The organism is Pseudorhizobium flavum (assembly GCF_044142885.1).
In the GTDB taxonomy this organism is placed as follows: Bacteria; Pseudomonadota; Alphaproteobacteria; order Rhizobiales; family Rhizobiaceae; genus Neorhizobium; species Neorhizobium flavum.
The window spans coordinates 447,621-471,594 of the sequence record NZ_JBIOKZ010000002.1 but is presented as its reverse complement, the minus strand read 5'-3'; the positions used below and the strand labels follow the sequence as shown (position 1 = coordinate 471,594).

20 protein-coding genes, 4 tRNA genes and 1 pseudogene are annotated in these 23,974 nt (G+C 61.8%); 11 read left to right on the top strand and 14 right to left on the bottom strand.

Annotated elements, in window-relative coordinates; translation table 11 throughout:
* Positions 1 to 2 precede the first annotated feature (2 nt).
* The gene (locus ACEPP2_RS05775; protein ID WP_142587760.1) at positions 3 to 1,205 is read right to left on the bottom strand and encodes an MFS transporter; all 1,203 of its coding nucleotides are present in this window, start codon (positions 1,203 to 1,205) and stop codon (positions 3 to 5) included.
* Positions 1,205 to 3,289: a TonB-dependent siderophore receptor gene (locus ACEPP2_RS05770; protein WP_395516046.1), complete on the bottom strand. Its 2,085-nt coding sequence runs from the start codon at positions 3,287 to 3,289 to the stop codon at positions 1,205 to 1,207. The genes ACEPP2_RS05775 and ACEPP2_RS05770 overlap by 1 nt, the downstream gene beginning before the upstream one ends.
* Positions 3,290 to 3,579: 290 nt before the next feature.
* Here ACEPP2_RS05770 and ACEPP2_RS05765 point away from each other — a divergent pair.
* A pseudogene (locus ACEPP2_RS05765) lies at positions 3,580 to 4,769 on the top strand (IS481 family transposase).
* 43 nt (positions 4,770 to 4,812) lie between these two features.
* Here ACEPP2_RS05765 and ACEPP2_RS05760 read toward each other — a convergent pair.
* From ACEPP2_RS05760 to ACEPP2_RS05740, 5 genes are all read right to left on the bottom strand, one after another.
* Positions 4,813 to 4,889: transfer RNA gene (locus tag ACEPP2_RS05760), tRNA-Arg, on the bottom strand.
* A 20-nt stretch (positions 4,890 to 4,909) separates the two neighbouring features.
* The gene (locus tag ACEPP2_RS05755; protein ID WP_142587820.1) at positions 4,910 to 5,215 is read right to left on the bottom strand and encodes an ETC complex I subunit; all 306 of its coding nucleotides are present in this window, start codon (positions 5,213 to 5,215) and stop codon (positions 4,910 to 4,912) included.
* Positions 5,216 to 5,262: 47 nt separating this feature from the next.
* Positions 5,263 to 5,339, bottom strand: a tRNA-Pro gene (locus ACEPP2_RS05750).
* A gap of 84 nt (positions 5,340 to 5,423) precedes the next feature.
* The gene (locus tag ACEPP2_RS05745) at positions 5,424 to 5,900 is read right to left on the bottom strand and encodes a DUF192 domain-containing protein (RefSeq protein ID WP_142587821.1); all 477 of its coding nucleotides are present in this window, start codon (positions 5,898 to 5,900) and stop codon (positions 5,424 to 5,426) included.
* Entirely contained in the window at positions 5,900 to 6,478 is a 579-nt protein-coding gene (locus tag ACEPP2_RS05740) for a cold-shock protein (RefSeq protein ID WP_052638598.1), read from the bottom strand. The genes ACEPP2_RS05745 and ACEPP2_RS05740 overlap by 1 nt, the downstream gene beginning before the upstream one ends.
* Positions 6,479 to 6,670: 192 nt before the next feature.
* Here ACEPP2_RS05740 and ACEPP2_RS05735 point away from each other — a divergent pair, with 192 nt between their 5' ends.
* From ACEPP2_RS05735 to ACEPP2_RS05720, 4 genes are all read left to right on the top strand, one after another.
* On the top strand, positions 6,671 to 7,111 hold the full coding sequence (locus tag ACEPP2_RS05735) for a VOC family protein (protein WP_395516045.1): 441 nt from the start codon (positions 6,671 to 6,673) through the stop codon (positions 7,109 to 7,111).
* 78 nt (positions 7,112 to 7,189) lie between these two features.
* Positions 7,190 to 7,702: a hypothetical protein gene (locus tag ACEPP2_RS05730; RefSeq protein WP_281978367.1), complete on the top strand. Its 513-nt coding sequence runs from the start codon at positions 7,190 to 7,192 to the stop codon at positions 7,700 to 7,702.
* 119 nt (positions 7,703 to 7,821) lie between these two features.
* Positions 7,822 to 7,896, top strand: a tRNA-Glu gene (locus ACEPP2_RS05725).
* Positions 7,897 to 8,062: 166 nt separating this feature from the next.
* Positions 8,063 to 8,137: transfer RNA gene (locus ACEPP2_RS05720), tRNA-Glu, on the top strand.
* Positions 8,138 to 8,157: 20 nt separating this feature from the next.
* Here ACEPP2_RS05720 and recJ read toward each other — a convergent pair.
* The 4 genes from recJ to ACEPP2_RS05700 all read right to left on the bottom strand — a co-directional run bounded on the left by recJ (position 8,158) and on the right by ACEPP2_RS05700 (position 13,518).
* Complete coding sequence (gene recJ / locus ACEPP2_RS05715) at positions 8,158 to 9,993, bottom strand: single-stranded-DNA-specific exonuclease RecJ (protein WP_395516044.1); 1,836 nt, start codon at positions 9,991 to 9,993, stop codon at positions 8,158 to 8,160.
* Between the two features lie 411 nt (positions 9,994 to 10,404).
* Entirely contained in the window at positions 10,405 to 11,727 is a 1,323-nt protein-coding gene (locus ACEPP2_RS05710) for a homoserine dehydrogenase (RefSeq protein ID WP_395516043.1), read from the bottom strand.
* 74 nt (positions 11,728 to 11,801) lie between these two features.
* Positions 11,802 to 13,022 (bottom strand): LL-diaminopimelate aminotransferase, encoded by a 1,221-nt coding sequence (locus ACEPP2_RS05705; protein WP_395516042.1) that lies wholly within the window; start codon positions 13,020 to 13,022, stop codon positions 11,802 to 11,804.
* A gap of 97 nt (positions 13,023 to 13,119) precedes the next feature.
* Positions 13,120 to 13,518: a hypothetical protein gene (locus ACEPP2_RS05700; protein ID WP_281978371.1), complete on the bottom strand. Its 399-nt coding sequence runs from the start codon at positions 13,516 to 13,518 to the stop codon at positions 13,120 to 13,122.
* An 81-nt stretch (positions 13,519 to 13,599) separates the two neighbouring features.
* On the opposite strand from ACEPP2_RS05700, the gene ACEPP2_RS05695 reads away from it, so the two are divergent.
* From ACEPP2_RS05695 to sthA, 5 genes are all read left to right on the top strand, one after another.
* Complete coding sequence (locus tag ACEPP2_RS05695) at positions 13,600 to 15,492, top strand: PHA/PHB synthase family protein (protein WP_395516041.1); 1,893 nt, start codon at positions 13,600 to 13,602, stop codon at positions 15,490 to 15,492.
* A gap of 9 nt (positions 15,493 to 15,501) precedes the next feature.
* A complete protein-coding gene (gene sfsA, locus ACEPP2_RS05690) occupies positions 15,502 to 16,221 on the top strand; it encodes a DNA/RNA nuclease SfsA (RefSeq protein ID WP_281978373.1) in 720 nt (239 codons plus the stop codon).
* A 25-nt stretch (positions 16,222 to 16,246) separates the two neighbouring features.
* Positions 16,247 to 17,083, top strand: coding sequence for a type I methionyl aminopeptidase (gene map / locus ACEPP2_RS05685; protein ID WP_281978374.1), 837 nt, complete (start codon positions 16,247 to 16,249; stop codon positions 17,081 to 17,083).
* Positions 17,084 to 17,086: 3 nt separating this feature from the next.
* Positions 17,087 to 17,899, top strand: coding sequence for a RadC family protein (radC, locus tag ACEPP2_RS05680; protein WP_142587831.1), 813 nt, complete (start codon positions 17,087 to 17,089; stop codon positions 17,897 to 17,899).
* Positions 17,900 to 18,033: 134 nt separating this feature from the next.
* Positions 18,034 to 19,503, top strand: a complete 1,470-nt coding sequence (sthA, locus tag ACEPP2_RS05675; protein WP_395516040.1) for a Si-specific NAD(P)(+) transhydrogenase — start codon at positions 18,034 to 18,036, stop codon at positions 19,501 to 19,503.
* A gap of 48 nt (positions 19,504 to 19,551) precedes the next feature.
* On the opposite strand, the gene rpsD is transcribed toward sthA, so the two are convergent.
* The gene (gene rpsD, locus ACEPP2_RS05670) at positions 19,552 to 20,169 is read right to left on the bottom strand and encodes a 30S ribosomal protein S4 (RefSeq protein WP_052638610.1); all 618 of its coding nucleotides are present in this window, start codon (positions 20,167 to 20,169) and stop codon (positions 19,552 to 19,554) included.
* Between the two features lie 412 nt (positions 20,170 to 20,581).
* Between rpsD and ACEPP2_RS05665 the strand changes: the two genes are divergently transcribed.
* Positions 20,582 to 21,571: a TerC family protein gene (locus ACEPP2_RS05665; protein ID WP_077546885.1), complete on the top strand. Its 990-nt coding sequence runs from the start codon at positions 20,582 to 20,584 to the stop codon at positions 21,569 to 21,571.
* A 93-nt stretch (positions 21,572 to 21,664) separates the two neighbouring features.
* Here ACEPP2_RS05665 and ACEPP2_RS05660 read toward each other — a convergent pair whose 3' ends face one another.
* Complete coding sequence (locus ACEPP2_RS05660; protein ID WP_395516039.1) at positions 21,665 to 23,188, bottom strand: helicase HerA domain-containing protein; 1,524 nt, start codon at positions 23,186 to 23,188, stop codon at positions 21,665 to 21,667.
* Between the two features lie 121 nt (positions 23,189 to 23,309).
* Positions 23,310 to 23,948 carry a LysE family translocator gene (locus tag ACEPP2_RS05655; protein ID WP_152339989.1) on the bottom strand — a complete coding sequence of 213 codons (639 nt, stop codon included), beginning with the start codon at positions 23,946 to 23,948 and terminating at the stop codon, positions 23,310 to 23,312.
* Between the last annotated feature and the right edge of the window lie 26 nt (positions 23,949 to 23,974).

Genomic DNA, 23,974 nt, shown 5'->3' with positions numbered 1-23,974 from the left:
TCTCACCGGTCTGCAAAACGCATCATGACCGGCCCAGAGGCCAGGGCCACCAAGGACGCACCGAGAAACAGCACCCCGTAGCCGAGCGCTTCCGCAAGATAGCCGGCGGCGACACCGCCTGCGAGGCTGACGAGCGCATCCATGCTCTGGAACAGTGTGAAGTCGACGCCAGCCTGACGGGGATCCGACCATCGCATGAACTGCGCGTAGAGGCCGACGAAGCCGAATGCCATAATGCCCGACGTACTGCCGATTGCGACCCCCATGAGCACCGGCACGGGTATCGCGTCCGTCCAGCCGGCGAACGCCAGCAGGCTCAGTGCCGCCGCCTGGAGGGCGAGCGCCAGGAGCAGCACTGGACGGATCCCCCATGACAGAACGCAGACTCCGCCTATCAGCGCAGCGGCCGAGCCGATCAACAGGGTGCCGACACCATTGAGTATCCCGACAGTCGTCAGTTCAACACCCTTGTCGACGAGAAACGGCCCGATCATCCCGAGCGCCGATTTCTGGGCGAGCACGAAGATCGCCGCGACAATCAGACCTCTCCTCAGGAGCGGTCGCCCAAGGGCGTGACTCAGGGATGGCACATGGCGTCGCGCCTCGATTGGCATGTGGCGGACGACACCGAACAGGAAGGGCATGCCGAGCAGTACGACCAATCCTGCCATGGACCAAGTGGCGAGCCGCCAGTCGGATGTGCCGACGAGATAGAGGAAAAGGCCACCACCCAGCGCGGCACCCAGATATGCGCCACCAACCTGCGCCGCATTGGCCCATCCGTGGTGACGCTGGGCCAGGCTCTGCACGGCAAAGCCGTCGCAGGCAATATCGACGGTGGAGGCGGCAAAGGCAACGACGATCAGGATGGTAAAGAGGCCGGTCCAGTTCGACGCGTCGAGCATCCCGACCGATATCAGCCCGAGGACGGAGACAAGGCCTCCGACGAGCACGATCGAACCAGATCGATCGCGGCCGGCTACCGGCAGCCTGTAACGCTCCACCGCTGGCGCCCACAGGAACTTCAGCACCCATGGAAGCGCGATCAGCGAGACGAGACCTATGCGATCGAGCGATACACCCGCCTCACGCATCACGGCGGGGAGCCCCGTCCAGGTCATGCCGCCAATCACACTTTGCGCCACATAGAGAGCGGCGATGCCCGTAAGCAGCACCGCCGGTGATGGTTGATTCGTCGTCGCCATCAGAACCGGTAACGCAGGCTACCATAGACGGTTCGTCCCTCGTCCCAGTAGCAATTGCCCGAGGTGCAGATCGCCTCCTGCCTGTCGAACAGGTTCTTTGCGTTCACCTGCAGCGAGAGGCCCTGCAGATCCGGATTGCGGTAGCCGAAGTCGTAGGAGACGGCGGCGTCGACCAGCGTGCGCGAGCTGCTCTTGAACGTGTTGGCGTCATCACCATAACTTTCGCCAACATATCGCACCCCTGCCCCGAGCCCCAGGCCAGCCAGCGGGCCATCCTCGAAGAGGTAATGCCCCCACAGCGATGCAACATGGTTCGGAGCGCCCGAAAGCTCGTTCCCCACTGTGCCCGGCAGGCCTTCCTCGATCGTCATGCGCATGTAGGTATACGATGCAATGAGGCTGAAACCGTTGTCGAAGGACGCGTTTGCCTCCAGCTCCAACCCCCGGGAGTGCAGGTCGAGCTGTCGCTGAACCTGATTGCCGGCGGCATCGAAGGTCCCGTCGAAGACCACTCCGTCGGTCTGGTCGATATCGAAATAGGCAGCGCCCAGCATCATGTTCGTCTCGGGAATTTCGTACTTGACGCCGATCTCGATCTGATCGGCACTGGTGGGTTCCGCGACTGTTCGGGTTCCGCTTGCGTCATAGACGAAACCGAGGTTGGGCGAAAACGACGTCGCGTAGCTGGCGTAAGGCACCAGACCCCAGTCGAACTGGTAGGAGAGACCGGCTCTCCAGGAGAAGGCGCGATCGGTGGTGTCGATAGCGGTTCCCGCAGATGTCACGCTGTCGGAAGCCGCCCAATCCTGCCGTCCGGTGAGGAAGAGCGTCCAGCGGTCCCACTCGATCTGGTCGTGCAGGTAGATGCCATACTGGTCCATCTCCTGCTCGCCCGACGACGCGAAGGCTTGGAGGGCAACATCGGCAGGCGACGTGGTGGATCCGCGTGCCTTGGCCGAATAGTCCCACCAGTTGTAGTTGAAGCCGAGGATTGCCGTATGCGACAGCGGACCGGTATCGAATTCGAACTGGGCGATGTTGTCGACCGAGAAGGCAGAGACCTTTTCCTTGTACTGCGACCAGGAGGTTCCGAGATAGCTGTACTTCAGGTCCGCATCTACTTCGTGGTAGCGAAGGTTCTGGCGCAGGGTCACGACGTCGTTCAGCCGATGCTCGAATTCGTATCCGATCCGGCCCTGCGTTGTGGTGAAGTCGTTCCAGTCCGGATCTCCGGAATAGATGTCCGATATCTGTCCCAATGAAGGATTGACGTAGTACGCCGTCGCCCCCACGACGGACCTCGAATACTCGCCCAGAAGCGTGAACTTTGTGTCCTCATCCGGCTTCCAGGTGAAGGCAGGGGCGAGATAGAAGGTGTCGTCCGGATAGCCGTCGATATGGGTGTCGCTCTTCCGTCCTACCGTCGTGAACCGGTAGAGCAGGCTCCCCTCATCATCCACCGGACCCGACAGATCAACGGCGGCCTGATAGCGGCTGTCCTGGCCCAGCAGCAGCTCAACCTCGCGGAATTCTTCGTCCTTCGGCCGCTTCGTCACCATGTTGACGATGCCACCCGGACCGCTGACCCCATAGAGCGACGACGCCGGCCCCTTGAGAATGGTCACGCCCTCTAGGCCGTAGGGTTCGGTGCGAAACCATGCAGAGGGGCCGTTGAACTGTTTCAGACCATCACGGAAGGTCCCGGTATAGTAGGCCGGAAAGCCTCTCAGGTAGAATGCATCATAGCGGCTGTCGTAGCCGAAATTGGTCGGGTTCGCCCCGGCCGTATAGGTCAGCGCCTCATTCAGTGTCCGCGGCTTCTGGTCCTCGATCTGGTCCTGGGTTACGACCGAGACCGCCTGCGGTATCCGGACGAGTGGCGTGTCGGTCTTCGTTCCGATTCGGTCGCTTTTGGCGACATAGCCATCCTGGACCAGGATGTCGTCGCTTTCCGCTTCGAGAACGATGGTCTCAAGTTCGGTGCCTCCGGCACTATCCTGTGCAATCGCACCCGTGGAAAGGCAAAGCGAACCCCCCGCCAGAAGCATGAGCCTCCGGCGCCAGAACATTGATCTGAAACGCATTTATTTATCCCCTGTGATCGGGGCGATCAGATCACAAAGATGATTACTTGAGTCAAGTATAGACGCAAAAGCCGGGCGCAAGCTATGCTGCCTGTTGCAGAACAGACACACTCAGCCGCCGTAGATTCTCCGGGAGATATCCGTGATGGCCTTATGGCTCGTGCGCCACCGTCCGCTACACGTTCAGACGCCAGTTGGATGCTGATATTCTGGATGTCCGACCTGAGAGATAGGTGACATTTCGTACCGGATACATGGGTAACACTTTTCGACTTTGTCGGGAGGTGTTGATGCCGTGGAGAGAGACTTCGGTCATGGAGGAACGTCTACGATTTGTCGCCCGGCTGCTTGAGGGCGAAGGCATGAGCGAGGTGTGCCGAGCGTTCGGCATCTCGCGCAAGACCGGCTACAAGATCTTCAACCGCTACAAGGATGATGGCCTAGAAGCGCTGACCGATCGATCCCGACGGCCGGTGCGCTATGCCAACCAGTTGCCGGATCCGGTTGAGGCGATGATTGTTCGCCTCAGACAAGAGAAGCCTTACTGGGGTGCCAGGAAGATCAGGGAACTGCTCGTCAAACGGCTGGCCGGCGATGTGCGCATTCCGGCAAGGAGCACCGTACACGCCGTACTCGATCGTCACGGCCTTGTGAGCCAGGCCCGCAAGAGGAACCGGGCGAACAAGGCCGTCGGCACGCAGCTATCGGCGGCACCTGGTCCCAACGATCTCTGGTGCGCCGACTTCAAGGGCGAGTTCAAGCTGGGCAACGGCAATACTGTTACCCCCTGACGATCACCGACCAGCTCTCGCGCTATCTTCTGTGTTGCGAGGCCTTCGAATCGACGCGCGAACAGGGTGTCTTCGAGGCCTTTCGGCGGGTTTTTGCCGAGCGGGGCCTGCCGGCCGCGATCCGCTCCGACAACGGCCTGCCCTTCGCCAGTCCCAACGGGCTCTACAATCTGTCAAAGCTCTCGGTCTGGTGGCTCAGGCTCGGCATCGCCCTCGAGCGCATCCGTCCCGGTCACCCGCAGGAGAACGGCCGCCACGAGCGCATGCACCTGACGCTCAAGAAGGAAGCGACGAGGCCGCCGGGCCGCAATATCCTGCAGCAGCAGATGCGTTTCGACGCTTTCGTAAGCGAATTCAATGAAGAACGGCCGCATGAGGCGCTGTCTATGAAGGTACCGGCAGAGCTCTACACCACGTCGCCCAGACTCTATCAGGGCCTGCCGGACATCGACTATCCCTTCCACGATCGCGACGCCATCGTCACCAACTGCGGGCGGCTTTGCATCCATCGCAAGAAGATCAATATCTCGACGGTGCTGGCCGGACAGAGGCTCGGGCTCAAGGAAGTCGACGACGGCATTTGGCTCGTCAGCTTCATGCACTATGATCTCGGATATATCGACCTGGAGCAGAGAACATTGCAAACCATCGACAACCCGTTCGGCACGAGGTTGTCACCCATGTATTAGGGACAAACCGTTACCTATGTCTCCGGGTCGGACAGAACAAAATTGGCGACCCCTGCAGGACTCGAACCTGCGACCTACTGCTTAGAAGGCAGTTGCTCTATCCAGTTGAGCTAAGGGGCCGGATGCGCCGGCGGACGAACTCAGTGCGTCCAGGGCTGGATGCGGTTATAGCGAAAATTGTCCGTGTAGGAGACGACCTGACGTGCGACTTCCTTCGGCGGGATGACGCGGTACTGGATGCCTTCGCGCTGCGCATAGGCTTCCGCCTGCTCCTGGCTCTCGAAGGTCAACCGGACCTGCTGGCGCATGTCGGACGATGACGTGTAGCCGAGAATCGGGTCGATGCGACGCGGCGCCTCCTGGTCAAACTCCAGAACCCACAGATGGGTCTTGGCCTTGCCCGACTGCATGGCTGTTTTCGCAGGACGATAGATCTTGGCGGACATTCCGACGACGCTCCCTGAATGCCGGACTGCTGGGCTCGTCCGGCACGTGGTCGGAGTGGAGAGATTCGAACTCCCGACCCTCTGGTCCCAAACCAGATGCGCTACCAGACTGCGCTACACTCCGTTTCCACGTTGCCCAGCGGATTACACGCTTCGATGCCGGGCCGCAACTGCAAAATCCAACGGAAAAGTCATGCGGGGTTTCCGGTCAGTCTCGGCTGTCGATCCGCTTGCTCATAACCCTGTCGCCTGCCTCGATCCCAAGGGCGGCAGCGCGCCCCCCGTTCAACTCGAGGACGAAATGTACCGGCCCGCGCGAATCGATGATCGCTTCAGAGAACGGAACGGCCTTGCGGTGAATATGGGAGATGGTCCCGTCGCGCTGGATGAACAGCATGTCGAGCGGCAGCGGCGTGTTGCGCATCCACATGGAGACCGGCCGGGTCTCGCCGAAATCGAACAGCATGCCGTGATCTTTCGGCATGCTTTCCCGGTGCATCAGCCCTTGCGAGCGCTGTTCCGCGGTCAGCGCCAGTTCCACCGTGAAATTGTGCACTTTGCCGGACTTCGTCTGGATCAGCAGGTCTTCCTGCTCGAAGCTCGTCTGCGCAATGGACTGGCTCATGAAAAGCAGAAGAAGCGCCGCTACGGCGCTTCCAGCAAAACGGAGAGACCACCTGCCCATCAGTGCGCCCGGCCGATTGGATTGGGATTGTCGGGATGAATCTCGGCCGCCATCAACCCCTTGTCGCCCGGTCCGTAGCGGACGAGGACCACCTGGCCTGGGCGCAGCTCAGTCAACCCGAATCGACGGAGCGTCTCCATGTGAACGAAGATGTCCTCCGTCCCCTCGCCGCGCGTCAGGAAGCCAAACCCCTTGGTCCGGTTGAACCACTTGACGAGCGCCCGTTCCAAACCGCTGGTCGCCGTCACCTGCACATGGGTGCGCACCGGCGGCATCTGATGCGGATGCACGGCCGTCGACTGGTCCATGGAAAGGATGCGGAAGGCCTGGTAGCCGCGTTCGCGCTTGTGGATGAGAGCCACGATGCGCGTCCCTTCAAGGATCGTCTGGTACCCGTCGCGGCGCAGGCAGGTGACATGCAGCAGCACATCCTGCATGCCGTTGTCCGGCACGATGAAGCCGAACCCCTTCGCCACGTCGAACCACTTCACGACACCGGTGATCTCAATCAGATCGACAGCCTCGCCGGCGAGGTCCTCGATCCCGGCCATGTCCTTCGCTGACATTCGGTCTGCCATCTGTGTCGGCCCCTCGATTACGCGCTACAGCCCCGGTAGACTGATTCTGGAGGTGAGATTAACATCCCGTTAACCCTCCAGCGCAAGTCCCCGTCTAGGAATTATCCACCCCGTTCCTATCTCTGCAGGCTTGTCCGTAGCTGACGGACGGGAGCATAAGAACCGGCATAGAGAAAGCGGAGAACAATGCCCATGCGTTACCTTCACACCATGGTCCGGATCAGGGACCTCGATGCCTCGATGCGATTCTACACCGATCTGCTGGGACTCCAGGAGGTACGACGTATCGAGAACGAGAAAGGCCGCTTTACGCTCATCTTTCTGGCCGCGCCTGAAGACGCCGAGGCGGCACGTACTCGCAAGGCCCCCTGCCTGGAGCTCACCTATAACTGGGACGCGGAGGACTATGCGGGAGGCCGCAATTTCGGCCACCTCGCCTACGAGGTGGACGACATCTATGCATTCTGCCGCAAGATGATGGAGAACGGCGTCACCATCAATCGCCCGCCCCGCGACGGCTACATGGCCTTCATCCGTTCACCGGACGGCATCTCGATCGAGATTCTCCAGAAGGGTGAGGCGCTGGCGGCGACGGAGCCGTGGGCGTCGATGGAGAATACCGGCTCCTGGTAATACCGTCGCGAGGCTTGCTCCCGGCACCGGAACGGGGGCAAGCTCTACCGGCTGATTCGAACGATGGGGGCAAACGGCATGATGCCTGGAAATTCCGGTGGAAGGCTGAGTCGCTCGCGGCTGCTCATCGCAGCAGGTGCTGCGGCTATTGCCCTCTCCGGCTGCACCACCTCCAGTAAGTCCGGATCGGCTGACGAGCCGACAGTCAAGGAAACCGCCGCATCCAAGGGGCGAAGCGCCAACGCAGGCGAGACAGCCTCCAGCAGCTACACCGACCCCGCAGTGGTGTCAGCATCCTCCGCGGCTTACGACCCGGATGGTATGGTGGCCGATGGGTTTCCGGCAGCACCCGATCCCGATTCCTTTGCGGGAGATGCAATGGCGGCAGGCGTCGTCACTGAACCCACCGGCATCCGCGCTGGCAGCGCCAGCATCTTCTCCGGCAACGCCGCGCCCGCGACAGACGCCCCGGCACCTGCAATGGCCGGCCGCGGCATCAACGCCCGCACCGGTAGCGTCTTCAGCGCGCCGGCGCAGTACCCGAGCGAAAGCTGCGGGACGGATATTGACGGAAACCCGCTAAGGTGCTGATGGAACTAGACTATCACCCAACCAAATCGCGTTTCCCGCCCTTCGGTATTTTTTTGCAGGCAAGCAAAATTCGCGCTTGCGGGATGAAAATCACCCCTCTATAAGGTCGCTCACCGCACGCGCCCTTCGTCTATCGGTTAGGACGCCAGATTTTCATTCTGGAAAGAGGGGTTCGACTCCCCTAGGGCGTGCCACTCTCTTCAATCATTCTATCTCAGCAAGCCGAACAAGACGCGCTTTGAATCCTGGCGGCGGCGTGCAGCATCTGGCCATGGAATTTTTGCTGTTTTTCCTGCGAAATCCAAAATTCACGCTTGCGGCCAAAAGGGGCGCTGACTATAAGGGCGCCACACCGCGCACGCGCCCTTCGTCTATCGGTTAGGACGCCAGATTTTCATTCTGGAAAGAGGGGTTCGACTCCCCTAGGGCGTGCCACTTCTTCCTGAGAAATTAGATCAGTTCGCTGGCGCAGCATCCAGAATTCGCAGCTGAATTCGCCGGTTGCCCTGCCAGTGATCGCCGCTCAGGCAGCCTGCAACGTGGATCTGGCTGCCGCGGGAATTGAGGAGAAGCTGTCCTAGCGGTGTGTCGGCAGATCGGAACGCTATTCCGTCCAATCGAGCCCCGTCAACCGCTTCAAGTTGGACCTTCACATGGGCGGTCCCCACCAGCCGCGCATCCCTCACCCGATGAGACGGTATCGCAAACACCGGCTGGGGGTGCCCGGAACCGTAGGGGCCGGCCTTTTCGAGCTGGTCCAGCATGTCGAGTGTCGCTCCCGATGCCGAGAGCGCCCCATCGATCTTCAACACGTGACTGGCGACAAGCGAAGCGACCGTGTCGGCAGCCTTCTCCTCAAAGAAGGCACGCAGCCGCCCGAGGTTGTGGCGCTCGACGGTCAATCCTGCCGCCATGGCATGACCGCCGCCCTTTACCAGCAGCCCCTCGTCGACCGCGGCACGCACCATGCGTCCCATGTCGAAGCCGTTGATGGAGCGGCCCGAACCGGTGCCCTTCCCAGACGGATCGAAAGCGATCGCGAAGGCAGGTCTGCGGAATTTCTCCTTCAGACGCGCCGCAAGCAGCCCGACAATGCCCGGATGCCAGTTCTCCCGGGCGGTCACCAGCACAGTCGCCGACTCGCCGTCTCCATACTCCGCCATGACCTCCGCCTCGGCCTCGGCGAGCATCGCCGCCTCCATAGCCTGCCGTTCGCGGTTGAGCTCATCGAGACGCCCGGCGATTTCCTCGGCTAGCGCCGCGTCGTCGAGCGTCAGCAGCCGGCTGCCGAGTGCCGCATCGCTGATGCGCCCTCCAGCATTTATGCGGGGGCCCAACAGGAAGCCCAGATGATAGGGTGTGACGGGACCACCAAGTCCTGCCTTGCGCAGGAGAGCGGCGAGTCCGCAATTGTTCATGTGACGAGCCGCCAGCAGGCCTTTCACCACGAAGGCACGGTTGAGGCCTTTCAGCGGAACGACATCACAGACCGTGGCCAGGGCCACCAGGTCCAGCCAGGCCAGAAGATCCAGCCCTGCCGATCGGGGATGTCCCTGCTGGCGGAGCAGCCGCGCTGTCGCCACCAGCACCATGAAGACGACCCCTGCCGCGCACAGGTGCCCCTGACCGGAAAGATCGTCCTCGCGGTTCGGGTTGACCAGCGCCAGACAATGGGGAAGTTCATGGCCAAGCTGGTGGTGGTCGATGACCACGACCTCGCAACCTGCCTCCCGTGCGGCATCGAGAGCTTCGTGACTGGTCGAACCACAGTCCACCGTGACGATCAATCCGGCACCATTCTGAACAAGCTGGCGGATCGCGGCGGGGTTCGGGCCATAGCCCTCGAAGATGCGGTCGGGAATATAGATCTCGGCCGTCACACCGAAGTGTGCGAGGAATCGGTAGAGCAAGGCAGAAGAGGCAGCGCCGTCCACATCATAGTCACCGAAGATGGCGACCTTCTCCCCACGCTCGACAGCCAGCGCAATTCGCTTGGCGGCCTGCTCACAATCCGTCAGCGTGTATGGCTCGGGCATCAGCGAGCGGATGGTTGGATCGAGGAAAGCTGGCGCCTCGTCCAGCCCGACGCCGCGCCCCGCCAGCACACGCGCCACGAGGTCGGGAAGGCCGTGAACCTGAGCAATGGCAAGCGCGCGGTTCTGCGCAGCCTGATCAAGCCGCGACACCCATCGCTGCCCGCAGGCGGAGCGCTCGACGCCGAGGAAGGCCCTCGGCACCGGATCGACCGGCGTGTCTGTGGACGTGATGAGCGGCAGATGCTTGACTGTCATGTCGACTTAATAGCCGATCGGCAGCCCAGACGGAATCACATTACGTCGGTTAACTAGGAACTAGTCCGCACCACGATTGCAGGCCCGTCACAAGAATGCCGCCAGTACAGTCAGGGCTGTTGCCGGAGGAACAAGAAGTACAAGCAAAACAGCCCAGTTCCGGCTTCCTTCGCTTTCCTCCTGCCTTTGGTCGTTGGCATGAACCGGACTCGTCACCGAAGCCGCCTCTGCCAGGACGATTCTGGCACCCTCGCAGGAAAGCCGCAACGGCTCCCTGCCCGACACCCTCCAGACCACTCTGACGCCCTCCCCGCGCAAGGTGATTTCGCAACGAATCTAACGTGATTCGAGCCATCTCGGCCAGCGGTCTTTGCTCGCCGCAAGCCGCTCCAAAAGGGAGGTGTGAAGCAGTCAGAACGCCTTCGGGCGCTCGATGCGGATGACTTGTGGCTCGCCTACTAGATAATCCTCCGCCTTGATGGCGGTCACGGCGTTGCGCACCGACGCCTCCGTCGTCGCGTGGGTCACGAGAATGATCGTCTTGGCTCCCGTCGCCGGGGCGGTGGAGCTTGCGCGCTGTACGATTGATTCCAGAGAAATGCTGTTCTCCGCCATCCGGGTGGCGACACTGGCGAAGACGCCGGTGCGGTCAGCGACCGTCAGCCGGATGAAGTAGCCACCCTCATGGCTGCGCATGCGGGCGCGTCGATATGGTTCGAGGGCCGCAGCAGGCGTGCCCAGCACCGGGACGCGCTGTTCTCCGGGACGGCTCTTGGCGATGTCCGCGATATCGCCAAGAACCGCGGATGCAGTCGCATCGCCACCGGCTCCTGGCCCCACCATCAACAGTTCGCCCAGGATATCGGATTCGATAGCCACAGCATTCGTCACCCCGTCGACCTGAGCGATGACGGAATCGCGCGGCACCATGGTGGGATGCACACGCTGCTCGATGCCGGAATCCGTCTGCTGGGCTACCCCCAGCAACTTGATGCGGTAGCCGAGATCGGCGGCCGCCTCAATATCCTCGATGGAGATGTTGCTGATGCCTTCTAGGTAGATCTCGTCTGCGGCAATCTGCGTCCCGAAAGCAAGCGTCGTGAGGATCGCGAGCTTGTGGGCCGTGTCATTGCCTTCGATATCGAAGGTTGGGTCGGCTTCCGCATAGCCGAGGCGTTGCGCTTCCGTCAGGCAATCCTGAAAGGACAGGCCCTCCTTCTCCATCCGGGTCAGGATGTAGTTGCAGGTCCCGTTCATGATGCCGTAGACGCGGGAAATGCGGTTTCCGGTGAGGCTCTCTCGCAGGGCCTTGATGACCGGGATGCCTCCCGCTACGGCCGCCTCAAAGTTGAGGAGCACCCCCTTCTTCTCCGCCAACGCCGCCAGTTCGACACCATAGCGCGCAAGAAGGGCCTTGTTCGCCGTCACCACGTGGAGGCCACGGTCGAGCGCCGCGCGCACCGCACGTTCAGCGGGACCTTCGGAACCGCCGATCAGCTCAACGAGCACGTCAATGTCCGCCCGCGCAGCCATTTCCTCGGCAGAGTCAAACCAGGCCATGCCGGAAACGTCGACACCCCGATCCCGCGACCTGTCCCGCGCACTGACCGCGGTTATCTCGATGGCGCGGCCGCAAGTCACCGAGAGTTCGTTCGCGCGCCCAGTGATAATCCTTGCAAGCGAGGAACCGACCGTACCGAGACCCGCAATGCCGATTTTCAGGGCACCTGCCATGACTTGTATTTCCTGATTTCTGGAGGGGATTTGGCGGCCCGCGGGAGCCGCCTGAATTCCGGACATGCAGTCCGTTAGCGGCGAGCGTTGAGCGAGATCACGTTGTGCATGGTCTCGTCTGCGCTCGAGAGAAACTTCTTGATGTTCCGCGCCGCCTGGCGGATACGGTGCTCGTTCTCGACCAGAGCCAATCGGACGTAGTCGTCGCCCATCTCGCCGAAGCCGACGCCGGGAGCCACGGCCACATCCGCCTTTTCGACCAGGAGCTTCGAGAACTCGAGCGATCCGAGATGCCGGAACTTCTCCGGGATCTTCGCCCAGGCAAACATGGTCGCGGCCGGCGGCGGAACCTCGAAACCGGCCTTGCCAAAGCTTTCCACCATCACGTCACGCCGGCGCTTATAGACAGCCCGGACCTCCGCGATGTCGGAACCATCGCCGTTCAGGGCGTGGGTTGCGGCGACCTGGATTGGGGTAAAAGCACCGTAGTCGAGGTAGGATTTCACCCGCGTCAGCGCCGAGATCAGCCTTTCGTTGCCGACAGCAAAGCCCATCCGCCAGCCGGGCATCGAAAATGTCTTCGACATCGAGGTAAACTCGACGGCCACATCGATGGCACCTGGAACCTCCAGCACCGACGGCGGCGGATTGTTCTCGTCGAAATAGATCTCGGAATAGGCAAGGTCAGACAGCACTATGATGTCGTGCTTGCGCGCGAAATCGATCACGTCCTTGTAGAAATCCAGCGACGCCACATGGGCGGTCGGGTTGGAAGGGTAATTGATGATCAGCGCCAGTGGCTTCGGGATGGAGTGGCGAACCGCCCGCTCCAGGGGCGGAAAGAAACTCTCATCGGGCTCGACGGTCATCGAGCGAATCACACCGCCAGCCATCAGGAAGCCGAAGGCATGGATGGGATAGGTCGGGTTGGGGCACAGGATCACGTCGCCCGGCGCAGTGATGGCCTGCGCCATATTGGCGAACCCCTCCTTGGAGCCGAGGGTCGCCACCACCTGCGTTTCAGGATTGAGCTTTACACCGAAGCGGCGTGCGTAATAGGCGGCCTGGGCGCGACGGAGGCCCGGAATGCCCTTCGAGGAGGAATAACGGTGCGTACGCGGGTCCTGGACGACCTCGCAGAGCTTGTCGACGATGTTCTTCGGGGTCGGAAGGTCCGGGTTCCCCATGCCGAGGTCGATGATGTCGGCTCCCGCCGCTCGCGCGCTTGCCTTCAAACGGTTGACCTGTTCGAACACGTAGGGTGGCAATCTGCGAACTTTATGGAACTCTTCCATGACATTCCTCGTGAAGCACGCGCAATCAATTGAGAGCGCAAGGATCTGCCTTCCGGCAATTTGGTGATTTGCGGCCAAAAAGCCCCGAAGGCAAGTGCTAATTGGCGATCGCCGCTTCGGCTTCGCGTGCGTGTTCCGCTGCCAACCGCCGCAGCTCCGCGAGACGGCGCTGGTACTCGGCCTCGGTCACTGTTCCGTTGGCACGCGCCCGGGCAAGCGCCGAAAGCGCCGCTTCGGATCCAGCAGCCTCATCGTCACCGATCTGGACGTTGGCTGCCTTCAGCGTCTGGTCGAATGTGGGATAGGTGCCACTGTCCCGCTTGGCAAGAGGCCCCTGGGGCGGCGGCGGGGCGTTGGAAACGACGGTCGCAGCAGGCGCGGTATTCGGGATCCCGTCGTCGAGTGCGAAGCTGTTGCATCCCGCCACGAGAATCGTCAGCGCGCCAATTGCCGTCAGACGCGGCATGACTGCCGCCAGAAACCTGCTCTTTTCCATGTCTTCTGCCTTACCCGGCCTTGGTACTGTGACGCATTTTGCCGCGCGTCTCGCTGGCACTTGTATTCGTTTTGGGGCACAATGTACAAAAGAAATCAAATAACAAGAACTGGCCTTGGGGAGGAGCAGTTGGTCAAGAAGAGCGAGGGAGCGGAAGGCGGTCCCGGTGAATTTCCGGGTTTCGATCCAAAGTCCGTTGAGCCCTATGTCGTCAAGGATCCCCATACGCTCGCCATCAACCTTGCCCGTGCCCTGGAACATCTCGGGCAGGCTGCCGCGCAGTGGCTCGCAGCACACGACCGGGGCGAGGTGCCGGACCATGCTGCCGACCCGGTGACCGATCTCGTCAAGACCCTCGCGGAGGTGGCCCAATACTGGGTCTCGGACCCGAAGCGGACCCTGGAGGCGCAGACCCTCCTCCTTTCAAGCTACATGGGCATATGGACCAGAACCCTGGCGCAGATGACCGGTCAGCCGGTCATCGAACCTGATACCTTGCCCAAGGACAAGCGGTTCGCGGACGAGGACTGGACAAAGAACCCGTTCTTCGCGTTCCTTCGGCAGGCCTATCAGGTCACCAGTTCCTGGGCCGAGAAGCTGGTGACGGAAGCGGACGGTCTCGACGACCATACGCGCATGAAGGCAACCTTCTACGTCCGCCAACTGACGGCCGCCCTGTCGCCTGCCAACTTCGCCCTCACCAATCCGGAGGTTTATCGCCACACGGTCGCGACCAGTGGGGCGAACCTGGTTGAAGGCATGCGGATGCTGGCGGAGGATATGGCTGCCGGTGGGGGAGAACTGCGCCTTCGCCATACGGACCACAAGCAATTCAAGATCGGCGAAAACATCGCGATGACACCTGGAAAGGTGATCGCCCAGAGCGACGTCTGCGAGGTGATCCAGTACGACCCTTCGACCGAAACGGTTCTCAAGCGGCCGTTGCTGATCGTCCCGCCCTGGATCAACAAGTTCTACATCCTCGACCTGACGCCGCAGAAGAGCTTCATCAAGTGGTGCGTCGACCAGGGTCATACCGTCTTCGTCATCTCCTGGGTCAACCCGGACGAGCGGCATGCGCAGAAGGACTGGGAGGCCTATATCGAGGAGGGCGTGGAATTCGCGCTCGAGACCGTCGAAAAGGCGACCGGCGAGCGGCAGGTCAACGCCATCGGCTATTGCGTTGGCGGCACGTTGCTGGCGGCGACCCTCGCTCTCCATGCGCAGAAGAAGGACCGTCGGATCGCCTCGGCCACCTTCCTGACCACGCAGGTGGATTTCACCCTTGCAGGTGACCTCAAGGTCTTCGTCGACGAGGAACAACTGGCGGCGATCGAGAAGCAGATGAGCAAATCGGGCTATCTCGAAGGATCGCGGATGGCAAACGCCTTCAACATGCTGCGCGCTTCGGAGCTGATCTGGCCCTATGTCGTCAGCAACTACCTGATGGGAAAGGAGCCCCTGCCCTTCGACCTGCTCTACTGGAACGCAGATTCTACCCGGATGGCGGCCGCCAACCACGCCTATTATCTGCGTAACTGCTATCTCGACAACACGCTCGCCAAGGGCGAGATGAAGCTTGGTGGAAGGGTCCTGTCGTTGAAGGACGTCAAGGTCCCCGTCTACAACCTCGCCACGAAGGAAGATCACATCGCGCCGCCGCGGTCCGTCTTCAAGGGCTCCGCCCTGTTTGGGGGACCCGTCGAATATGTCCTTAGCGGGTCCGGGCATATCGCAGGCGTCGTCAATCCTCCGGACAAGCAGAAGTACCAGTACTGGACGAACGGCAAGCCGCACGGCAAATTCGAGGACTGGGTCGCCAAGGCCAAGGAGAGCAAAGGCTCCTGGTGGCCGCACTGGCACGCGTGGATCGAAAAGCGCAGCAAGGAGCGCGTCGATGCTCGCACTCCTGGGGGGTCTGCGCTCAACGCCATCGCCGATGCGCCCGGAACCTATGTGCTGGAGCGTGTCTGACCGCCATCGATGCTCTTTGATCCGCCACTGGTTCGCGCGACCCTCGTGCAGCGCTACAAGCGTTTCCTGTTCGACGCGCTGCTCGACGACGGCACACCAGTCACCGGTTTCTGCCCGAACACAGGTTCCATGCGTGGATTGACCACCCCCGGTTCACCGATCTGGATGTCAGTGCACGACAGCCCGACGCGCAAGTACCGGCACATGCTGGAGATGGTGGAGGCGGACGGAACCCTTGTCGGCATCAATGCCGCCTTCGCCAACCGGATCGCCGAAGAAGCACTCGTCGCGGGCCTGGTGCCTGATCTCCGCGGCTACGGAAGCCTTCGCCGCGAGCAACGCTATGGAGCGAGATCGCGTGTCGATTTTCTTCTCAGCGGTTCCGGTCGTCCCGATTGCTATATCGAGGTGAAGAACGTCCACTTCATGCGAGCACCCGGCCTTGCCGAGTTTCCCGACACCGTCACGACGCGCGGCGCGAGGCATCTGGAGGAACTTGGCGACATGGCTGAGGCAGGTCACCGGGCGGTGATGCTCTACGTCGTTCAGCGGCAGGATTGTGATCGTCTGAGGCTTTGCAGCGATCTCGATCCGCGCTATGCGGCAGCCTTCCGGCGTGCAGCCGCCCGCGGTGTGGAGGCACACGTGCTGCGATGCCGGGTCACGCCACAGGAAATCGTCGCCACGGACCTGATCGCCATGGACGAAGCTGGCCTGCCTGCATTATGAACGTAGAAATTGTGAGAGCATCCGGATGGTGAACTACATAGATGCGGTCGATGCCCCCCTGAAGAACACGGGCGCGATCCGGCTCTACAGCGCGGACGACTTCGCCGGCATGCGCAAGGCCGGTCTCCTGACGGCGCGCTGCCTGGACGAACTGGCTGCCATCGTGAAACCTGGCGTCACAACCAGCACCATCGATCGCTTCGTTTTCGAATTCGGCATGGACCATGGCGCCCTGCCCGCGACATTGAACTATCGCGGCTACAAGTATTCCGTCTGCACCTCCATCAATCACGTTGTCTGTCACGGTATGCCCGACGACAAGCCGCTGAAGGAAGGCGACATCGTCAACATCGACGTCACCTATGTTCTCGATGGCTGGCACGGTGATTCCAGCCGCATGTACCCGGTCGGACAGATCAAGCGTGCCGCCGAACGGCTTCTGGAAGTCACCTATGAATGCCTGATGCGGGGCATCGAAGCGGTTCGTCCGGGGGCGCGCACGGGAGCAATCGGCCAGGCAATCCAAAACTATGCGGAAGCCGAGCGGTGTTCGGTGGTGCGCGATTTCTGCGGCCACGGTGTCGGACGGCTGTTCCACGATACGCCGAATATTCTGCATTACGGTCGTGCCGAGGAGGGCCCGGAACTGCGAGAGGGCATGATCTTCACCATCGAGCCGATGATCAACCTCGGGAAGCCGCATGTGAAGGTCCTGTCGGATGGCTGGACCGCCGTGACGCGTGATCGCTCGCTGTCGGCGCAGTACGAGCATGCCGTTGGCGTGACCGCGACGGGCTGCGAAATCTTCACCCTCTCCCCGGCCGGCCTCGACCGGCCGGGTTTGCCACCGCTCAAGAGGTAGCGCATGACGAACCGCCCCGCCCCTCCACATGACGGCAATGCGCCTGCCATGGACGAGGAGGCGGATGAGCGCGGTTTCTTTGCGGAGCAGGCACCGAAGTCGGCTTCCCTGAAGAAGAGCGACCTGCTGCCGCGGGACGAAAAGCAGGCACACTACCACGGCCATCGCGATCGTCTTCGCGCCCGATACCGCGAACACGGCGACGCTGCCCTCGCCGACTACGAAATCCTGGAGCTCCTGCTTTTCCGCCTCATCCCGCGGCGTGACACCAAACCGATCGCCAAGGCGCTGATTGAACGTTTCGGCAATCTCGCCGGAGTCTTCGGGGCACCGGCTGCGCTCCTGCAGGAGGTGAGCGGCGTAGGCGAAGCCGTTGCTCATGATCTCAAACTCGTTTCGACGGTCGCGCATCGCATGCTGAAAAGCGAGCTGCGCGGCAAGCAGGTGCTCTCCTCCTGGTCCTCGGTGATCGACTACTGCCATGCGGCAATGGCCTATGAGGCGCGGGAGCAGTTCCGGATCCTCTTTCTCGACAAGCGCAATGCGCTGATCGCTGACGAGGTGCAGGGCCGCGGGACGGTCGATCATACACCGGTCTATCCGCGCGAGGTTGTGCGCCGGGCCCTGGAATTGTCCGCCACCGCGATCATCCTCGTCCACAATCATCCGAGCGGCGATCCCACTCCGTCGCGCGCCGACATCGACATGACGAAGACGATCATCGATACGGCCAAACCCCTTGGCATCACCGTCCACGATCACATCATCATCGGCAAGGACGGCCATGCGAGCCTGAAGGGCTTGCGGCTGATCTGACGCCAATGTGGGAAGCGCGAACAAAGCGCGGCGCCGGCAGTTAGAACTCCACCAGCTTCAATCAATCTGTAAGACACCCCTGATATAGTCAGGGGCTGGCGTCTCCTCGCCGCGCACAACAACCGGAGCATTTGATGAACCACTACGACCTCATCGTCGTCGGCAGCGGACCGGCTGGACGCCGTGCCGCAATCCAGGCAGCAAAGCTGGAAAAGAGTGTCCTGGTCATCGAAAAGGGCAGGCGCGTGGGTGGCGTGTCAGTACATACGGGAACCATCCCGTCGAAGACACTGCGCGAGACGGCGCTCAACCTCACCGGTTGGCGCGAGCGCGGCTTCTACGGGCAGTCCTACCGCGTGAAGCAGCACATCGATGCGGCAGACCTCCGCCAGCGTCTCTTGATCACGCTCGACCACGAAGTCCAGGTCCTGGAGCATCAGTTCGCCCGCAACCGCGTGCAGCAACTCCATGGCGCGGCTCGCTTTGTGGATCCGCATACGCTGGAGGTGACGCGGGAGGACGGTGAGCTGCAGCGGGTAAGCGGGACGTCGATCCTGCTGGCAGTTGGGACGAAACCCTATCGTCCGTCCCATATCCCGTTCGACGGCGAGGCGATCATCGACAGTGATGAACTCCTGGACATCGACACTGTGCCGCGATCTCTCGTGGTTATCGGCGCCGGCGTTATCGGCATCGAGTATGCGTCGATCTTCAGCGCCCTTGACACCCAGGTATCCGTCGTTGAACCACGCTCCACCATGCTCGACTTCATCGACCGCGAGATCGTCGAGGACTTCACCTACCAGCTCCGCGACCGCAACATGAAGCTGATCTTCGGCCAGACGGCTGAGAAGATCGAGCGGGAAGCCGGCGGAAAGTGCCGGGTGGAACTGAACAACGGCCGCGTCCTGCATTCGGAAATGGTGCTGTTCGCCGCCGGGCGCGTCGGCGCCGTCGGCGAACTAAACCTGGAAGCTTGCGGACTGGAAGCCGACAGCCGCGGCCGGCTGAAAGTGAATCCGGAAACTTTTCAGACGTCCGTGCCGCACATCTATGCTGCCGGCGACATCGTCGGCTTTCCGAGCCTCGCCTCCACCTCCATGGAACAGGGCCGCATCGCCGCGCGACATGCCGTCGGCGCACCGGCGAGCGAACCGCCCCAATACTTTCCCTATGGTATCTACGCGGTGCCGGAGATCTCGACCTGCGGCCTCACCGAGGAAGAGGTCATCGCCCGGAAGATCCCCTATGAGACGGGCGTGGCGCATCTCCGGGAAACGTCGCGCGGCCACATCATGGGGCTGGAAACAGGCCTCCTGAAGATGATCTTCTCGCGCAAGACCCGCCGTCTGCTTGGCGTCCACATCATCGGCGAAGGCGCCACCGAGCTCGTTCATATCGGCCAGGCGGTGCTCAACCTGAAAGGAACCGTCGACTACTTCGTCGAGAACACCTTCAATTATCCGACGCTGGCGGAGGCCTACAAGATCGCCGGGCTCGACGCCTGGAACCGCATGGATCAGGGACCCAGGGAAGCACCGGTCGCAACTGCGCAGTCGCTGGATTCCACGCTGCAGGCCATGAAAAAAGCCGCGTCGAGCTGACGCGGCTTTCGAGATAGAATGGACGGGCCCGCGTCGCGGGCTCTTCCATTAGCGCGAGTAGAACTCGACGACAAGGTTCGGTTCCATGATGACCGGATACGGCACGTCCGAGAGGCTCGGAACGCGAACAAAGGTGGCGACCATCTTGCTGTGATCGGCATCGATGTAATCCGGAACGTCACGCTCGGCGAGCTGGACCGCTTCCAGAACCGAAACCAGCTGCTTCGACTTCTGGCGAACTTCGACGACGTCGCCCGGCTTGCAACGGTAGGAACCGATGTTGACGCGAACGCCATTGACGGTCACGTGGCCGTGGTTGACGAACTGGCGTGCAGCCCAGATGGTCGGAACGAACTTGGCGCGGTAGACGATCGCGTCGAGACGCGACTCGAGCAGGCCGATCAGGTTCTCGCCGGTGTCGCCCTTGCGGCGGTTGGCTTCGTCGTAGATCGCACGGAACTGCTTTTCACGAACGTCGCCGTAGTAGCCCTTCAGCTTCTGCTTGGCGCGCAGCTGTACGCCGAAGTCGGAAAGCTTGCCCTTGCGGCGCTGGCCGTGCTGGCCCGGGCCGTACTCGCGGCGGTTGACCGGGGACTTCGGACGACCCCAGATGTTTTCGCCCATGCGGCGATCGATTTTGTACTTGGATGATGCGCGCTTGCTCATCGTATTTCCTTCTCAACACGTTGCACCAGCTTGTTACCAAGCCGGTTCAAGGAAACACGCCCTCCTCTGGACTTCGATTTAGAAGTCCTGACAGGTCTCTCACGAAAGCGTCCGGAGAAAACCACGGGACATGTCAAATGAAACACCGAGCGTTGCCACCCGGTGCTGGCGGGTCTTTATGAGGAAGTAGCGCGATTGTCAACAGCGAGAGCCGAATGAGAGCGCCGCTCTAGCCGCAAGCTGCCGCGTCCTCCACTAACGGTATCTGCAAAAAATCCTCCCGACGCCTCTTGAACGGCCCCGGGCGACTTCCCATCTCGCCCGCCAGCACCGGGCCCCTCTGACGTGTATCACCGGATCGACCGTGATGTCGGTGCTCTACCCATCAACTTGATCCGGCATGGACAATGTCATGGATTTCCTCTGGGTAGACTTCCAGGGAGCCGCCGTCTGGATGTGGCTCGCCTTCATCACCGCCGTCATTGCTCTGCTTGCACTTGATCTCGGCGTTCTCCACAAGAAGAGCAAGGAGATCGGCATCAGGGAGAGCCTCCTGATGTCCGGCTTCTACATGACGCTCGGCATTCTCTTCGCTGGCTTCGTCTGGAGCCAGTTCGGTCAACAGGCCAGCCTGGAATACCTCACCGGCTTCGTCATCGAGAAAAGCCTGGCGATGGACAATATCTTCGTCATCGCGATGATCTTCGGCTATTTCTCGATCCCCCGCCAATATCAGCACCGGGTCCTGCTCTACGGCATCCTTGGCGTGATCGTCCTGCGCGGCATCATGATCGCGGCCGGTGCGGCTGTCGTCGAGAACTACGGCTGGGTTCTCTACCTCTTCGCCGCCTTCCTGATCATCACCGGCATCAAGATGTTGTTCTCGAGTAGCGAGCCCTATGATGTGGAGAGCAATCCGGTCTTGAAGGTGCTGCGCCAGCGCCTGCCGGTCACCGACCGCATGCACGGCGAGAGGTTTCTCGTCCGCGAGCCGGATCCGAAGACAGGCAAGCTGAAGACCTATCTTACGCCGCTGATGCTGGCGCTGATCCTCATCGAGTTCGCGGATCTCGTCTTTGCGGTCGATTCGATCCCGGCGATCTTTGCCATCACCACGGATCCCTTCATCGTCTACACGTCGAACATCTTCGCGATCCTCGGTCTACGCGCCCTGTATTTCGCGCTCGCAGCCCTGATCCACCGCTTTGCTTATCTCAAGTACGCGCTGTCGGTTGTCCTGATCTTCATCGGCTCCAAGATCTTCGTCGCAGACATGCTGGGCCTCACGAAAATCCCGCCGGTGGTATCGCTCGGGGTGACGCTGGCCATTCTCGCCGCGGGCATCATCGGCTCGTTGTGGGCAACGCGCGCCAAGCCCTCCCAGGTAACGGCTGCCGAGTAGTCCTGAACGGCCAGCCCGCGCCAGGACATCCGCGGGCCTGACTTTCTCTACGGGGCTTACCTCATACAGCTTAAGGGCGGCCTCGAAACGATGTCACTCCGCCGCGTCCTGCCGCGCCACCGGCTCAGCATCAGGCGCGTCGGGCGCACCGGGGCAGGTCTGAACGTCGAGATCGGGAAAGGCGACGATCCGCTTACCACCAAAATCCGTATGGACCACGATCAGCCCCTGCTCCTCAAAATAGCCGAGCAGGCGCCGGGCGCGACGGGCGGAATGAGTACCGTAAGCCTTGGCGATGCGCATGTCGGACGGACAGGGTTCCGCGAGCAGCGCCGCCTTGGCGAGCATCAGGAAGACGCCCTGCAGATCGTCCGAAACCCGGACCGACAACTCGAGCGCCGTCTGCCAACCCTCGGTCTCCGCCGTCTCCTTGTCCACCCCTGCCCGCGAGATCGCCACGCGCCGGCGAAAGTCGCTCATTCCCATGGGCGCGCCGGGTAGCCTGCGCATTCGCGCCCGTACCAGGAAATCCTGGTAAAGCGCTGCATCTGTGCGATAGGCAGCCTGCGGGTCGTCGATGATTTCCGAGAGAACCGCATTGAGGCGCTCCTCCCGCTCCTCGGGCGAAAGCTCCGGCTGCGTCGGACGGCCTGACTCCTGCGGCACGGGTCCTGCAGCCGGTGCGGATCGAGACAGTTCCGCGAGGATGTCCGTGGTCGGACGCGGCGCTGGCGGTGCACGCCGCACCATCGGCCGGGTGAACTCCTCCGGATCGGGCGTGAAGATCAGGTCCTCGACGTCCTGGGGCGCATCCGGCAGCGGCATCAGCTTCGGGCTGGAGGACCGCGCCGACGTTTCCACCGGGCCGATCACGATCGGCAGCGGCCGACGCGACAAGGCTGGACCAAGGGCGACAAAATTGCCGCGCTTCAGGTCGCGAAACATCTCCGCCTGCCGGCGGTCCATGCCGAGAAGATCGGCGGCACGCGCCATGTCAATATCGAGGAAGGTACGGCCCATGAGGAAGTTGGAGGCTTCCGCCGCCACATTCTTCGCCAGCTTGGCAAGGCGCTGCGTCGCAATCACGCCGGCCAATCCCCGCTTTCGACCGCGGCACATCAAGTTGGTCATCGCTCCGAGCGACATCTTGCGCGCCTCTTCCGAGACATCGCCGCCGACCGAAGGCGCAAACATCTGGGCCTCGTCGACCACGACCAGCACCGGGTACCAGTACTCGCGATCGGCGTCGAACAGGCCGTTCAGGAAGGTTCCAGCGGCCCGCATCTGTTCCTCGATGTCGAGGCCCTCGAGGGTGAGGACGCAGGAGACGCGGTGCTGGCGGATACGGGTGGCGATGCCGATCAGTTCAGCCTCAGTCCGATCACCATCGACGACGATATGTCCGTACTTGTCGGCCAGCGTGACGAAGTCGCCTTCCGGATCGATGATGACCTGCTGCACCCATTGCGCCGACTGCTCCAGCAGCCGCCGTAGAAGATGGGACTTGCCCGAACCGGAATTGCCCTGCACCAGAAGGCGCGTCGCCAGAAGCTCCTCGATATCGAGCTTGGCCGGAGCGCCCCCGGACACGGTCCCCATATCGATACCGACCTGCAATGCACTAACCTCGTATGCTCAGTCTCTCGGCGGTGACTCATTCGCCGCAAGGACGATGGGTCTATCATGGATGCGGGCGCGATGCGCGAGCGGAAGAGATTTGTTCACAGCCGAATCGGGATCACGCGACCACCGCACGCTTCCATCCGAGCGTCAGGAGCCCGGCGCCGATCATCAAGGACCCGCCGGTCCGATTGACGATCCGCTGGACCTGAGGCTTGCGGATCTGATTGCGCGCCAGCGATGCAAGCAGCGCGTAGAGGGTCGCATTGAGGGTGGCAAGCACCAGGAACGTCGTCTCGAAGATCGCCATCTGGACGAAGAGCGGCCGGGCCAGGTCGAGGAACTGCGGCAGGAAGGCGACGAAGAACATGATGCTCTTCGGATTCAGCGCCGTCACCACATAGGTGTGCAGGAAGATCCTGGACGGCCGCTCGGACGGCACACTACCCTCTTCCATGACTACCCCGCTCGAGGCCGGCGCTCGCCATAGCTTGATCCCCAGATAGATGAGGTAGGCCGCGCCGATCCACTTCAGCGCCGTAAAGAGCGTTGCCGATGTTGCCAACAGGGCGCCGAGCCCCAGCATCGAGGCCGTCATGGCAGTGAAGTCCCCCAGCGCCACGCCGGCCACTGTGGCCGAGGCGATCTTGCGCCCGTGCCCGAGAGCGTAAGAGATCACAAGGAGAATAGTCGGCCCGGGAATGGCCAACAGGACGGCGGAGGCGGCGACGAAGGCGAGCCAGGTTTCAATCGGCATGGACGATTCCTCTTGATGACGTGCAG